General features: G+C 61.9%; 10 protein-coding genes. 7 read left to right on the forward strand and 3 right to left on the reverse strand.

Annotated features, from left to right (window positions below):
* Positions 1 to 210: 210 nt before the first annotated feature.
* The 4 genes from LHFGNBLO_RS18940 to LHFGNBLO_RS18955 all read left to right on the forward strand — a co-directional run bounded on the left by LHFGNBLO_RS18940 (position 211) and on the right by LHFGNBLO_RS18955 (position 6,561).
* Entirely contained in the window at positions 211 to 1,863 is a 1,653-nt protein-coding gene (locus LHFGNBLO_RS18940; RefSeq protein WP_258600722.1) for an ABC transporter substrate-binding protein, read from the forward strand.
* A gap of 231 nt (positions 1,864 to 2,094) precedes the next feature.
* Positions 2,095 to 3,129, forward strand: coding sequence for an ABC transporter permease (locus LHFGNBLO_RS18945; RefSeq protein ID WP_258600723.1), 1,035 nt, complete (start codon positions 2,095 to 2,097; stop codon positions 3,127 to 3,129).
* Between the two features lie 12 nt (positions 3,130 to 3,141).
* Entirely contained in the window at positions 3,142 to 4,299 is a 1,158-nt protein-coding gene (locus LHFGNBLO_RS18950; protein ID WP_258600724.1) for an ABC transporter permease, read from the forward strand.
* A 57-nt stretch (positions 4,300 to 4,356) separates the two neighbouring features.
* Positions 4,357 to 6,561 carry an ABC transporter ATP-binding protein gene (locus LHFGNBLO_RS18955; protein ID WP_258600725.1) on the forward strand — a complete coding sequence of 735 codons (2,205 nt, stop codon included), beginning with the start codon at positions 4,357 to 4,359 and terminating at the stop codon, positions 6,559 to 6,561.
* A 35-nt stretch (positions 6,562 to 6,596) separates the two neighbouring features.
* Here the strand turns inward: LHFGNBLO_RS18955 and LHFGNBLO_RS18960 are convergent, their stop codons facing one another.
* Positions 6,597 to 7,187 carry a transglycosylase SLT domain-containing protein gene (locus LHFGNBLO_RS18960; RefSeq protein WP_258609815.1) on the reverse strand — a complete coding sequence of 197 codons (591 nt, stop codon included), beginning with the start codon at positions 7,185 to 7,187 and terminating at the stop codon, positions 6,597 to 6,599.
* Between the two features lie 217 nt (positions 7,188 to 7,404).
* On the opposite strand from LHFGNBLO_RS18960, the gene LHFGNBLO_RS18965 reads away from it, so the two are divergent.
* Positions 7,405 to 8,943: a trimethylamine methyltransferase family protein gene (locus LHFGNBLO_RS18965; protein ID WP_258600726.1), complete on the forward strand. Its 1,539-nt coding sequence runs from the start codon at positions 7,405 to 7,407 to the stop codon at positions 8,941 to 8,943.
* 78 nt (positions 8,944 to 9,021) lie between these two features.
* The gene (locus tag LHFGNBLO_RS18970) at positions 9,022 to 11,448 is read left to right on the forward strand and encodes a GcvT family protein (protein ID WP_258600728.1); all 2,427 of its coding nucleotides are present in this window, start codon (positions 9,022 to 9,024) and stop codon (positions 11,446 to 11,448) included.
* Positions 11,449 to 11,556: 108 nt separating this feature from the next.
* Here the strand turns inward: LHFGNBLO_RS18970 and LHFGNBLO_RS18975 are convergent, their stop codons facing one another.
* The gene (locus LHFGNBLO_RS18975) at positions 11,557 to 11,949 is read right to left on the reverse strand and encodes a DoxX family protein (RefSeq protein ID WP_258600729.1); all 393 of its coding nucleotides are present in this window, start codon (positions 11,947 to 11,949) and stop codon (positions 11,557 to 11,559) included.
* A 208-nt stretch (positions 11,950 to 12,157) separates the two neighbouring features.
* Between LHFGNBLO_RS18975 and LHFGNBLO_RS18980 the strand changes: the two genes are divergently transcribed.
* The gene (locus LHFGNBLO_RS18980; protein ID WP_258600730.1) at positions 12,158 to 12,646 is read left to right on the forward strand and encodes a hypothetical protein; all 489 of its coding nucleotides are present in this window, start codon (positions 12,158 to 12,160) and stop codon (positions 12,644 to 12,646) included.
* A gap of 77 nt (positions 12,647 to 12,723) precedes the next feature.
* Here the strand turns inward: LHFGNBLO_RS18980 and LHFGNBLO_RS18985 are convergent, their stop codons facing one another.
* Positions 12,724 to 13,500 carry a VOC family protein gene (locus tag LHFGNBLO_RS18985; protein ID WP_258600731.1) on the reverse strand — a complete coding sequence of 259 codons (777 nt, stop codon included), beginning with the start codon at positions 13,498 to 13,500 and terminating at the stop codon, positions 12,724 to 12,726.
* Positions 13,501 to 13,579 lie beyond the last annotated feature (79 nt).

Raw genomic sequence — 13,579 nt, forward strand, 5'->3', positions numbered from 1 at the left:
CCTTCTAATGTCTCATTTTAATCGACTGCGGAGATTCTAGCGAAATCCGCCGGGCAGTAGCAATTTTGCGCCAAGACTGTCGTTATCGCGCGAACCGCTCTCCTTTCAAAGTTGCACATTCCCCAACATGTTCCCAACCCGCGCCGTCTTTGACATCACGGCCCGGATGCGGAATGTTAAAAGGCAGAAAGCCAACAATGGGAGTTTGTCATGAGAATCTACAAGAGTAATGGGGATCGCGTTCCGGATCACATCCTGGCGCTGGCTGAAGAAGCCAGGGCAGGCAACGTGGATCGCCGCGAATTCCTCGCGCTGGCCAGCGTCTTTGGTGCGTCGACGGCGATGGCCTACGGAATGCTTGGCCTTGCTGCGCCGACTGCCGCCAAGGCGGAAGAGGTACAGGGCAAGAAAGGCGGCATCCTGAAGGTCGCGCAGTGGGTCAAGGATCCCAAGGATCCGCGCAAGGCCGACTGGTCGGAAATGGCCAATGCCTCGCGCCAGGCGCTCGAACCGCTGGTCAAGTACACAACCGAATATACGTTCCGTCCCTATCTTCTGGAGAGTTGGGATGTGAATGACGACGCTACCGAATACACGCTGCACGTGCGCAAGGGCGTGACCTGGTCGAATGGCGATGCCTTCACCGCCGATGACGTCATCTTCAACCTGAAGCGTTGGGCCGACAAGAAGGCCGAGGGCAATTCGATGCCCGGCCGTCTCGGCACGCTGGTCAAGGACGACAAGCTGGACGAGAGCGCGGTAACCAAGGTCGACGACCTGACGATCAAGCTGAAGCTCGGCACGCCGGACATCGCGCTGATCCCGAACATGTGCGACTATCCCGGCCTCATCGTCCACAAGACCTTCGACGAGAAGGGCGGCGACTTCAAAGCCTGCCCGATCGGCACCGGCCCGTTCGAGCTCGTCTCCTACGACGTCGGCCAGAAAGTGGTCTACAAGCGCCGCGAAGACAACAAGTGGTGGGACGGCGAGGTCTTCCTCGATGGCGTCGAGTTCATCGACTACGGCACCGATCCGGCTGCCACGGTCAGCGCTTTCGAGGCCGGCGAAGTGCATACCAATTTCGAGACCTCGGCCGACTATGTGTCGATCCTCGACGGCCTGGACCTGGTGAAGTCCGAAATCGTCACCGCCTCGACCATCGTCTGCCGCGCCAATATCGCCAACAAGCCCTACGACGACCAGAAGGTCCGTAATGCGCTGCAGCTCGCGGTCGACAACAGTGTTGTCCTCCAGCTCGGTTACGGCAATGCTGGCACGGTCGCCGAAAACCACCATGTCTGCCAGATCCATCCGGAGTATTTTGAGCTTGCGAAGGTTGCGCGCGATCCGGCCAAGGCGAAAGCACTGATGGCGGAAGCCGGCCAGGCCGACTTCGAGCACGATCTGATCACGGTTGACGAGGATTGGCACAAGAACACCGGCGATGCCATCGCCGCCCAGATGCGCGATGCCGGTATCAAGGTGAAGCGCACGGTGCTGCCGGGTTCGACGTTCTGGAACGACTGGACGAAGTATCCGCTGTCGATGACCAACTGGAACATGCGCCCGCTCGGCGTCCAGGTTCTGGCGATCGGTTACCGCACCGGCGAAGCCTGGAACGAGACAGCCTATTCGAATCCTGAATGGGACGCCAAGCTCAATGCCGCGCTCGCCGTCGCCGACGCCGCCAAGCGCAAGGAAATGATGAAGGACATCGAGCAGATCCTGCAGGATTCCGGCATCATCATTCAGCCGTACTGGCGCAAGCTCTACAGCCATTCGGTCAAGGCGGTGCAGAACTACAAGATGCATCCGACCTTCGAGCGCGACTACGGCAAGGTATGGCTCGACGAGGCCTGATCGGGCCGATACCGGAAAAGGGGCAGTTCGCCCCTTTTCTCGCTCTTTGCATCAACCCCGAACCGACAAGTCCGCGCAGCAAGAAAGTTGCGGACTCTTCGGTCGGGGGCGTGCAATAAAACAAGGCTGATCGCATCCGAGGGCCTGTTTTGACGGCTTGCTCTGTCGCCTGACGGCAGGGCTCGCTTTCAAGATTGGCTCCAACCCCAACCAGACCGGCAGGGGGCCGCCATGCTTTCTTTCGTTATCAGGCGTCTCGGTACCATGGCATTGACGATGCTGTGCTTGACGATGGTCGTCTTCTTCCTGATCAATCTCGACCCGAATCTGAAGAAGCTGGCGATCAGCCAGACGGAGATGCATACCTCGGCCGAGCAGCTGGAAAGCTGGCTGGTGGAACATGGCTACCGGCAGAACTTCTTCGCCCGCTATGGCCAATGGTTGGGCATCATGCCCAAGCAGCCGGTGACTGATCCGGAGACGGGCAAGCCGGCGCAGCGTTTCTCCTTCTGCAACGATCCGCTCGAGCCGACATTTTCAGGCATCCTGCAGGGCGATTTCGGTTGCTCGACCAAGTTCAAGACGACGGTCGCGTCGAAGCTGTTTCCAGCACTTGGCGCCACCGGCATCCTGATGCTCTGCGTGCTTTTGGTGATGGTGCCGGTCTCGCTCTTGATCGGCATCCTTGCCGGCATGCGCGAGGGCTCGCGGACCGACCGCGTGCTGTCGGTGGCGTCGATCGCCTCGACGGCGACGCCCGAATATGTGTCGGGCGTCATTTTCACCATCGTCTTCGCCTCGTGGCTCGGTTGGCTGAACGGTTCTGCGGCCTCGGCCAGCCAGGGCATCACCTTCTACAATTTCACCTTGCCGGTGATGACGCTGGCGATCTACGGCATCGGCTACATCGCCCGCATGACACGCGCCTCAATGGTCGAGGTGATGACGCAGCAATATATCCGCACTGCCCGCCTGAAAGGCCTCGGCTTCGGCAGCGTCGTGGTGAAGCACGCTTTGCGCAACGCGCTGATCGCGCCCTTCACGGTCATCATGCTGCAGTTTCCCTGGCTGCTCACCGGCGTCGTCATCGTCGAGGTGATGTTCCGCTACCAAGGCTTTGGCTACACGCTGGTCGAGGCCGCCGGCAACAACGACATCGACCTTTTGCTCGGCTGTTCGCTGGTCTCGGTGTTTATCGTCCTGATCACCCAGCTCATTTCCGATGTCGGCTACGCGTTTCTCAATCCGCGTATCAGAGTCCAGTAGGAGATCGGGCGGATGCAGGTCGAATATCTTAGTGCCTTCAATATCGTCCTTGGCGTGCTTGCACGTTTCTGGCCGGTCTGGATCGCTCTCGCCCTGGTGATGGGAGCGAGCTTTACCTACAAGAAGAGGCTCGGCCTCTACGGCCAGCTCTTCGACAGCGGCGTCGGCATCGTCGGTGTCGGCATCTGCCTGTTCTGGCTGTTCACGGCGATCTTCGCGGCCACCATCGCGCCCTTCGATCCGCTCGCCCAGGTCCCGATCATGAAGGACGCGTTGCCGGGCGCGATCGAACCGAAATCGGGACTTGTCTACCTGTTCGGCGGCGACAAGCTCGCCCGCGACGTGTTCAGCCGCATGGTGTATGGCAGCCAGATCGTGTTGATCATCGCGCCGGCGGCGACCGGCTTCGCGCTGATGGTCGGCATCACGCTCGGCCTGCCGGCCGGCTATTATGGCGGCAAGATCGATACGGTGCTGTCGTTCCTCGCCAATCTCGTGCTGGCTTTCCCGGTGATCCTGCTGTTCTACCTTCTGGTGACGCCGGGCATCATGGACACGCCGATCCCCTACGCAATGGCCGGGCTGTTCTTCATGTTCCCGATCATCTTCTTCAGCGTGCTGTTCTGGACTCGTTACAAGAACCGGCCCGATCGTCTCTACATTCTCCTCGGACTGACGCTGATCCTTGGCGGCTGGGTCTATGCCGGTCTCGTCTTCGACGCCGATCCGCTTAAGATCATCCACATCGATCCCAACCAGCTCAACATCTTCGTGGCGGTGGTGTTCGCCTCCAGCCCCGGCGTGTTCCGCATCGTGCGCGGCCTGGTCATGGACATCAAGACGCGGGACTATGTGGCGGCGGCGCAGACGCGCGGTGAATCGCCCTGGTACATCATGCTGTGGGAAATCCTGCCCAATGCGCGCGGACCGCTGATCGTCGATGCCTGCCTGCGCATCGGCTACACCACGATCCTGCTCGGCACGCTCGGCTATTTCGGCCTGGGGCTGGCGCCGGAGAGCCCGGACTGGGGCACCGCGATCAAGGATGCCAGCCGCCTGCTGCGCTCCTTCATCCATCCGGCGCTGCCGCCGACAATCGCGCTAATGTCGTTTGTGCTCGGCCTCAACCTTCTCGCCGACTCGCTGCGCGAACAATCGATGAAAGACTGATCGAGGACGGGTTTTCTGAACCCAGACGTGCCTGAAAAACAAGGATTGGAGCGACCCATGAATGAGGCAGTTCGAAATCCCGGCAAGCCGACCGATGGGCCGATCATCGAGATCGAGAACCTTTCGATCTCCTTCTTCACCCGCAAGGGCGAGATACCGGCCGTCATGGATTTTTCCTGCACGGTCATGCCTGGCGAGGCGATGGGCATCGTCGGCGAATCCGGTTGCGGCAAGTCTACCGTGTCGCTCGGCATCATGCGCGACCTCTCCAACATCGGAAAGATCGTCGGCGGCAAGATAAAGTTCCAGGGCAAGGACATGGGCGAGCTGTCCGACGAGGAACTGCGCGCCATCCGCGGCAACAAGATCGCGATGATCTACCAGGAGCCGATGGCGAGCCTGAACCCGGCGATGAAGGTCGGCCAACAATTGATGGAAGTGCCGCTGATCCACGACAAGGTGTCGAAGGAAGAGGCTTACAAACGCGCGCTGGAAATGGTGCGCTCGGTCAGGCTGCCCGATCCCGAGCGCATGATGCGCTCCTACCCGCACCAGCTTTCCGGCGGCCAGCAGCAGCGCATCGTCATTGCCATGGCACTGTTGTCGAAGCCGGCGCTGCTGCTGCTCGACGAGCCGACGACGGCGCTCGACGTGACGGTGGAGGCCGGCATCGTCGACCTGGTCAAGGGCCTCGGCGAGAAGTTCGGCACCTCGATGATCTTCGTGTCGCACAATCTCGGCCTGATCCTGGAGACCTGCGACCGCATCACGGTGATGTATTCGGGCGAAGCGGTGGAGACCGGCAAGATCAAGGACGTGTTCGACCGGATGCGCCATCCCTATACGCAAGGCCTGTTCCGCTCGATCCCGCTGCCCGGCGCCGACAAGAACACGCGGCCGCTTGTCTCGATCCCGGGGCAATTGCCGCTGCCGCACGAGCGGCCGAAGGGCTGTAATTTCGGCCCGCGCTGCCACCATTTCGTCGAGGGCGTCTGCAACGCCGCCGAAATCCCGATGATCGCGGTCGAGGGCCATGACGGCCATTTTTCGCGCTGCGTGCGCTTCAACGAGATCGACTGGGAAGCGCTGCCCCCCGGCGCCAAGAAGGTCAACGAGCGCGTCGTGCCCGGCGCGCCGGTGCTCAAGATCGAGGATTTGAGGAAGTACTACAAGGTCGGTGGCAACGAAGTGTTCGGTTCGAGCGAAGGCCGCGTCGTCAAGGCCAACGAGACGATCTCGTTCATGGCGCGCGAATCCGAGACCGTCGCCATCGTCGGCGAATCCGGTTGCGGGAAGTCGACGCTGGCCAAGGTGCTGCTCGGGCTGGAGACGGCAAGCTCCGGCAGCGTGACGCTCGGTAACAAGGAGATCCAGTCGACCGGCATCGAAAAGCGCAGCGTGGAAACGGTGTCATCGATCCAGATGGTGTTCCAGAATCCGTTCGACACCCTCAATCCCAGCCATTCGGTCGGCTCGCAGATCATCCGCACGCTGGAGAAGTTCAATGTCGGCAACACGGTGGCCGATCGCCGCAAGCGCATGCTTGAACTTCTCGACCTGGTGAAGCTGCCGAGGGCGTTCGAGACCCGCAAGCCACGCCAGCTGTCAGGCGGCCAGAAACAGCGCATCGGCGTGGCGCGGGCCTTTGCCGGCGATGCCAAGGTGGTGGTGGCCGACGAGCCGGTCTCGGCGCTCGACGTGTCGGTTCAGGCGGCGGTGACCGAACTGCTGATGGACATCCAACGCAAGAACAAGACGACGATGCTGTTCATCAGCCACGATCTGTCGGTGGTGCGCTACATCGCCGACCGCGTCGTCGTCATGTATCTCGGCTATATCGTCGAGCAAGGCACGACCGACCAGATCTTCTCGCCGCCCTATCATCCCTATACCGAGGCGCTGTTGTCGGCGATCCCGATCGCCGACACCAGCGTGGTGAAGCGGCACATCGTGCTGGAGGGCGACATCCCGTCGGCGATGAACCCGCCATCGGGCTGTCCGTTCCAGACGCGCTGCGGCTACAAGAAACTGGTGCCGGACAATCTGTGCGAGACGAAGGTGCCGCCGGTCAAACATCTCGGCGACGGCCATATGAGCCTGTGCTGGTTGGCCGACGACGTGCTGGCGAAAATGGAGCCGGTGATCAGTTTCGACAAGGAGCATGCGGCGCATGAGGGCGTGCCGGAGGATGCACCGCACGGCACCGGTCCGGGCTTCGCCGGCGTTCCGCCCAAGCGTCCGCGCGGCAAGAAGCCGAGCTGACGGACGGAGGGATGGAAATTAGCCCCGCAGCGCGGTCAATTGGCGCATTGGCGTAGCTGCACGGCATAGTCCTGCGCCATTTTCTCAGTGGCCCGTGCATATCCCTGCACGCCGGCATCGCCGCGGTTGCCGCGGCCATAGGCGGTCCAGCCGAGGTAATAGGCCAGGTACAGATTGTAGGTGTCGTTGCGGGCGACGCCGAGCGTATCGGCGGTCTTGGAATGATACCAGCCGACGAAATCGACGGCGTCGGCAAATTTTGTCCGTCGCGCCGCCCAGCTGCCGGTCTCGCTCTGATATTGCGACCATGTTCCGTCTAGCGCCTGCGAAAAGCCGGTGGCGCTGGAAACACGTTTCCACGGAATGAAGCCGAGCAGCTTGGTGCGCGGCGGCCTGGCATTGCTCTTGAAACCGGATTCCTTGCGCACCGTGGCCATCAGCACCGGAACCGGCACGCCGTATTTCTGTTCAGCGCGCTCGGCCGCCGCCTGCCAATTGTCGAACCAGCCATCATTCTGGTCGAAGACGGCGCAGACATCGTTGATATGGCTGGGCGGCGTCGCGCAGGCGGAAAGGGCCAGCAGCACGGTGACGGCTACAATTTTACTAAAACTCGACCTACGCATTGGAAGACGAATAGGCCGAAAACATAAAAGGAATCTTGCAGCGTTCGTTAACGGGTCGCCGGGCACCTGCGCCAAGCGGGTTAGATAGCAATATTCCGACCCTTGTTGTCGCTTTTGTCGGAAGGATATTCGCAAAATGCCGCCTTGGCTAAAATCACGCCCGCATATGGCGTATTCCTGACAGCCCAGCCTGCGTGCCGAGGCTTTGATGCGGCGCATGAACGAACCAAGACGCAAGCGCGGTGCCGAGCGAACCAGCAACAGGGGGCCGGCCGCCATTCCGCAGCTGCCGCTCAGGCGCGTGACCAATCCCTATCCGCCGATGGCGATGCTCTCGGTCGACCAGATCGAGGCGATCCACCAGGCGTCGATGTACATTCTGGAGAATTTCGGCATCGAGGTTATGAGCCCGCGCGCGCTATCACTGTTCGAGAAAGCGGGTGCTGCGGTCGATCATGCGTCGATGAATGTCCGCATCGATCGCGGCATGATCGAAGAGGTGCTGAAGACGACGCGGTCCAGCTATCGGCTTACGCCGCGCAATCCGGCCCATGCCGTCCATCTCGGCGGCAACACGATCAACTTCACACTCGTTGCTGGGCCGCCCAATGTGCATGACATGGAACGCGGCCGCCGCGCCGGCAATCTGCGCGACTATGGGGATCTCACCCGGCTGGCGCAGCATTTCAACTGCATCCACATGCTCGGCAACCAGGTTTGCGCGCCCGTCGAACTGCCCGCCAATGCCCGCCACCTCGACACCTATTTCACCAATTTGACGCTGAGCGACAAGAGCTTCCATGTCTCGGCCATCGGTCGGGGCAGGGCGCTGGACGGCATCGAGATGATGGCGATCGCCCGCGGCATGAGCCTCGACCAGATGCGCGACGATCCCGGCATCACCACCATCATCTCGGTCAACTCGCCGCGCCGCTTCGACGAGATGATGGCCGAAGGGCTGATGACCATGGCCGAGTTCGGCCAGTCGGTGGCGGTGACGCCGTTCACGCTGATGGGAGCGATGAGCCCGGTGACGCTGGCCGGCGCGCTGGCGCAGCAGAATGCCGAGGCGCTGTTCGGCGTGGTGCTGACGCAACTCGTGCGGCCGGGCGCGCCGGTCATGTATGGCGCCTTCACCTCCAATGTCGACATGAAGTCGGGCGCGCCGGCTTTTGGTACGCCGGAGAACACCAAAGCCAACATTGCATCCGGACAACTGGCGCGGCGCTACAATCTGCCCTACCGCACGACGCCTGGCTCGGCCTCCAACGCCGCCGACGCCCAAGGCGCCTACGAGACGCTGATGGCGCTGTGGGGCGCAGTGCTCGGCCACGGCAATCTCGTCTATCACGCCGCCGGCTGGCAGGAAGGTGGGCTGACGGCATCGTTTGAAAAGTTCATCATCGACGTCGAGATGATTCAGCACATGATGGAGTTTTTGCGCCCGATCGAAGTCAACGAGGCGGAGCTTGCCGTCGAAGCCTTGGGCGCGGTGCCGACCGGCGGTCATTTCTTCGGCGAGCCGCACACGCTGGAGCGCTACGCCACCGCCTTCTACCAGCCGATACTGTCCAATTGGCAGAACTACGAAGCCTGGCAGGAGGCCGGCGGCCTCGACGCCACGGCACGCGCCACGCGGTTGTGGAAGAAGGCACTGGAAGACTATGTCGAGCCGGTGATGGATGTCGCCGTGCGCGAAGCGCTGGAAGCCTATGTGGCCAAGCGCAAGGCAGCGATCGGGCAGGGCGAGCCGTGAATATGTCGCGTTCCGTTTCAACTCCTCCCATTCCGATTCACTTCATCCATCCAACGCACTGAAATAACGAGAAAACTCATGAAGTCGCATGCAAAGGTCGTAGTCATTGGCGGTGGTGTCGTCGGATGCTCCGTGCTGTTCCATCTCGCCCGCCACGGCTGGACCGATGTCGTGCTCTTGGAGCGCGATGAACTGACTTCCGGTTCGACCTGGCACGCGGCCGGCGGCATGCACACGATCAATGGCGATCCCAACGTCGCCAAGCTGCAGAAATACACGATCTCGCTCTACAAGGAGATCGAGGAACTGTCGGGACAGGCGACCGGCGTGCACCTGACCGGCGGCGTCCTGCTGGCGGCGACCGAGGCGCGGCTCGACTGGTTGCGCGGCGTCGTCGCCAAGGGCCGTTATCTCGGCATCGACCTCGAAGAGATCTCGCCGAGCGAGGCGGCCGAACGGATGCCGCTGCTCGATCCCAAGCAATTCGTCGGCGCGGTGCGCAACAAGGAAGACGGCCATCTCGACCCGTCGGGCGTCACCCATGCGTATGCCAAGGCCGCGCGAAAGCTTGGGGCGGAGGTCGAACGCTTCACCAAGGTCGAAGACATCGTTCGGCGCGCCGACGGGATGTGGCGGGTGATCACCAACAGGGGCGAGGTCGTGGCCGAGCATGTCGTCAATGCCGGCGGCCTGTGGGCGCGCGAGGTCGGCCGCATGGTCGGGCTGGAACTGCCGGTGCTGGCCATGGAGCACATGTATCTGATCACCGAAGACATGCCGGAAGTCGCCGCCTGGAACGCCAGCACCGGCACCGAGATCATCCACGCGGTTGATTTCGACGGCGAGCTCTACCTGCGCCAGGAACGCGGCGGCATGCTGATGGGCACCTATGAAAAGGCCAACAAGCCATGGTCCGAATTCCAGACGCCGTGGAATTTCGGCCATGAGTTGCTGGAGCCTGACATCGACCGTATCGCGCCATCGCTGGAAGTCGGCTTCAGGCATTTCCCGGCGTTCCAGAACACTGGCATCAAGCAGATCATCAACGGCCCTTTCACCTTCGCGCCGGACGGCAACCCGCTGGTCGGGCCGGTGCGCGGCCTGCCGGGCTTTTGGGTCGCCTGTGGTGTCATGGCAGGCTTTTCGCAAGGCGGTGGCGTTGGCCTCGCTTTGTCGAACTGGATGATCGAGGGCGATCCTGGCGCCGACATCTGGGCGATGGATGTTTCGCGCTACGGCGACTGGGCGACAATGGCCTATACCAACGCCAAGGTGCGCGAGAATTATTCGCGGCGGTTTTCGATCCGTTTCCCCAATGAGGAGCTGCCTGCAGGGCGGCCGCTGAAGACCACGCCGGTCTACGACCTGCTGTCGGCCAAAGGCGCGCAATGGGGCGTGGCCTATGGGCTGGAAGTGCCGCTGTGGTACGCGCCCGAAGGCGTCAGGGACGAGTTCTCGTGGCGGCGCTCGAGCGATTTCACGCATGTCGCAAGCGAGGTCAGGACGGTTCGTGAAGGCGTCGGCCTGGCGGAGATTTCGAGCTTCGCCAAATACAAGATCACTGGCGAGGGGGCGGCGGCATGGCTCGACCGGTTGCTCGCTTGCAAGCTGCCGAAGCCTGGGCGGATGACGCTGGCGCCGATGCTGAAGGATGACGGCAGGCTGATCGGTGATTTCACGCTGGCCAATCTCGATGGCGAAGGCTGGTTCCTGGCCGGCTCCGGCGTCGCCGAACAGTATCATATGCGCTGGTTTGAGGCTCATCTGCCTGAGGATGGCTCGGTCCGCATCGAAGCGCTGGGGGCGAAGCTGACCGGCCTGTCGATCGCCGGGCCGAAGGCCCGGGACGTGCTGGCAAAGGTGACGCGGGCGGATGTCTCGAATGCGGCGGTTCCGTTCATGGCCATCGGCAACATGGACATCGGCATGGCGCCGTGCCTGGTCGGCCGCGTCAGCTACACCGGCGATCTCGGCTACGAAATCTGGGTGAAGCCGGAATACCAACGTGCCGCGTACCAGGCGCTGATGGTGGCCGGCGAGGAATTTGGTATTGGCCTGTTTGGCTCTCGCGCGCTCAATGCGCTTCGTTTGGAGAAGAACTACGGCTCGTGGGCGCGCGAATATCGGCCGATCTACGGGCCGCTGGAAGCCGGGCTCGACCGCTTCGTCGCCTATGGCAAGGAGGCCGATTTCATCGGCAAACAGGCAGCGATCGCCGAGCGCAAGCAAGGCGGCAAGCTGCGGCTGCGCGCCTTTGTCGTCGATGCTGCCGACGCCGACGTCATTGGCGACGAGCCGATCTGGTTCGACGGCACCGTGCGCGGCTGGGTCACCTCAGGCGGCTATGCGCATCATTCGAAAAAGTCCGTCGCCCTGGGCTATGTACCGAAGGATATCGCCGACGAGACCGACGGTTTCGAGATCGAGCTCCTCGGCAAGCGCCATGCCGCACGCATGCAGGCGACGCCGCTGTTCGATGCGAATTTCGAACGGATGCGCGCCTGAAGCGCTTCGGCTTCGCCGATGCGCTTCAGATTCTTGTTTTGTGCATGTCGTTATCCCAAAACCGCCGGGCACTTTTGGGCGACATGCACTAGGCACTCATACTTCGCGTCAGGCACTGCGGCGGTTGTCCAGCGCAAAGGCGCCGGCGCCGGCAAAGGCCAGATAGAGGAAGATGAAGCAGAAGGAGATTGCCGAATCGCCGCCGTTGTTGACCGGGAAGAAGTTCTGCGGCGCGTGCGCCATGAAATAGGCGATCGCCATCTCGCCGGCGAGAAGGAAGGCTACCGGCCTGGTGAACAGCCCCAGGGCCAGCAGGATGCCGCCGACGAATTCGAGGATACCCGCGGTAAGCGACAGCGCGGTCAGGGCGCCGGCATGATCGCTGACCGGAAAATTGAACAGCTTCTGGGTGCCGTGCTCGAGGAACTGCAGCGCCGTCATGATGCGCAACGCAGCCAAAGCCTGCGGCTGAAATCTGGCGAGACCGTCAAAAAGCTTCATCTAAATCTCCATTTTCAATCCACCCCTGCGGCCATAGATCATCTGCAACTGTCGGACCAGTCCCAACGCCTGGCGTGCCGTAAATTGTCGGTGATTGGAAATTGTCCTCAGTCTGAACCTTCCATATTTGTTCTCGCTATGGTTGCATTCGTATCTCTATGGTTGTATCAATGTGCAGACACTCCAAACCATGTGGGTTCCCTCTGCCATGAAAAAAGTCGCCATCAGCCTATTCGCCATCCTTGCAGGCACCAGCGTCGCCATGGCCGACGACGCCGGCTGTGCTGCCTTCAAATGGCCGGTGACACGCGAGCAGTCACTGTTCCCGGCAGCGCCCGCCGCGCAGTCCGGCGCGTCCCTTGCGGCTGGCGAGGCTGCGGATCTGGCGCTCGTGCCGGTCGCCACGATCAGCTTTGACGTATCGCCGGAACGTGCGCCTGCAGCCGGCACATTCGGTGCGACGGCAAGCGTGACTGTGCCGCCGGAAGGCGAGCTCCAGATCACCCTGTCCGGCGAGGCCTGGATCGACGTCGTTCAGGACGGCCGTGCCATGAAGTCGTCAGGTTTTAGCGGCGTGAAGACCTGTCCCGGCATCCGCAAGAGTGTGCGCTTCAAGCTGGCGGCCGGTGAGGCTACGGTCCAGCTCAGCGGCGCGAAGAATGAGACCATCAAGGTCGCGGTGCTGGCGCCGGAATGACATTGCGCCCTGACGCCCTTCTCATCGCGCCGGCGGCGCGATGAGAACTGTTCGGGGTTGAAAGGTATCGGACCTGATCAGCGTCCCGGCGCCATCAACGCGAAGTGCGCGCCTTGAGGGTCTGTGCCCTGCACGATCCAGCTGCCGCCGGGGACTTCCATCGGGCCCATCAGGATCTTGCCGCCATTGTCGGTGACGCGTTTGGCCGCCGCATCGATGGCCGGAACATTGAAATAGAACTGCCAGACCGGTACCGGAATTTGCTCGGGCTTGTTCATCATGCCGCCACCGGATTCGGGGCCGGCCGAAAAGGTCTGGTAGATACCCATCGGACCCATGTCCATGGCCTCACCCTTCTCCCAGCCGAACTGGTTGGAGTAGAAATCGAACGCCGCCTTCCAGTCCGATGTATAGAGTTCATGCCAGCCAATATGGCCCGATGTGCTGGCCGGTACAATGGGCTGGTCAGGGCCATTCGGCTGCAGCAACATGAACGTAGCGCCTTGCGGATCGGCGACGACGGCAAAGCGGCCGACGCCGGGAATGTCGTCGGCTTGGCGATGAACCGCACCGCCGGCTTTCTCGAGCGCTGCCGTCGAGGCATCGACATCCCCGGTGTGGATGTAGCCGAGCCAGGCCGGCGGCATGCCCATCTTGGCGGCATCCTCGGGCAGCGTCATCAGCCCGCCGACGCCACGTTCGCCGACATTCATGACGATATAGCGCGGCATGCCGGGCGCCATGTCGAAAGGCTGCGCGGTCCAACCGACGACGGCGGCATAGAACGCCTCGGCGGCATCGAGATCGGTGGTCATCAACTCGTACCAGAAGAAGGGCATCGGGGACTTTGGCATTGTCGGGCTCCTTGCGGTTTCCAGTTGTCGATCGTGCGGGACTGTCCTTAGGACGATCTTCGCAACAGAAATCCGACAA

The organism is Mesorhizobium sp. AR10, from assembly GCF_024746795.1.
GTDB lineage: Bacteria > Pseudomonadota > Alphaproteobacteria > Rhizobiales > Rhizobiaceae > Mesorhizobium.

Coding starts and splice junctions, on each gene's coding strand:
- LHFGNBLO_RS18940 (WP_258600722.1), top strand. CDS start 211: ATGAGAATCTACAAGAGTAATGGGGATCGCGTTCCGGATCACATCCTG.
- LHFGNBLO_RS18945 (WP_258600723.1), top strand. CDS start 2,095: ATGCTTTCTTTCGTTATCAGGCGTCTCGGTACCATGGCATTGACGATG.
- LHFGNBLO_RS18950 (WP_258600724.1), top strand. CDS start 3,142: ATGCAGGTCGAATATCTTAGTGCCTTCAATATCGTCCTTGGCGTGCTT.
- LHFGNBLO_RS18955 (WP_258600725.1), top strand. CDS start 4,357: ATGAATGAGGCAGTTCGAAATCCCGGCAAGCCGACCGATGGGCCGATC.
- LHFGNBLO_RS18960 (WP_258609815.1), bottom strand. CDS start 7,187: ATGCGTAGGTCGAGTTTTAGTAAAATTGTAGCCGTCACCGTGCTGCTG.
- LHFGNBLO_RS18965 (WP_258600726.1), top strand. CDS start 7,405: ATGAACGAACCAAGACGCAAGCGCGGTGCCGAGCGAACCAGCAACAGG.
- LHFGNBLO_RS18970 (WP_258600728.1), top strand. CDS start 9,022: ATGAAGTCGCATGCAAAGGTCGTAGTCATTGGCGGTGGTGTCGTCGGA.
- LHFGNBLO_RS18975 (WP_258600729.1), bottom strand. CDS start 11,949: ATGAAGCTTTTTGACGGTCTCGCCAGATTTCAGCCGCAGGCTTTGGCT.
- LHFGNBLO_RS18980 (WP_258600730.1), top strand. CDS start 12,158: ATGAAAAAAGTCGCCATCAGCCTATTCGCCATCCTTGCAGGCACCAGC.
- LHFGNBLO_RS18985 (WP_258600731.1), bottom strand. CDS start 13,500: ATGCCAAAGTCCCCGATGCCCTTCTTCTGGTACGAGTTGATGACCACC.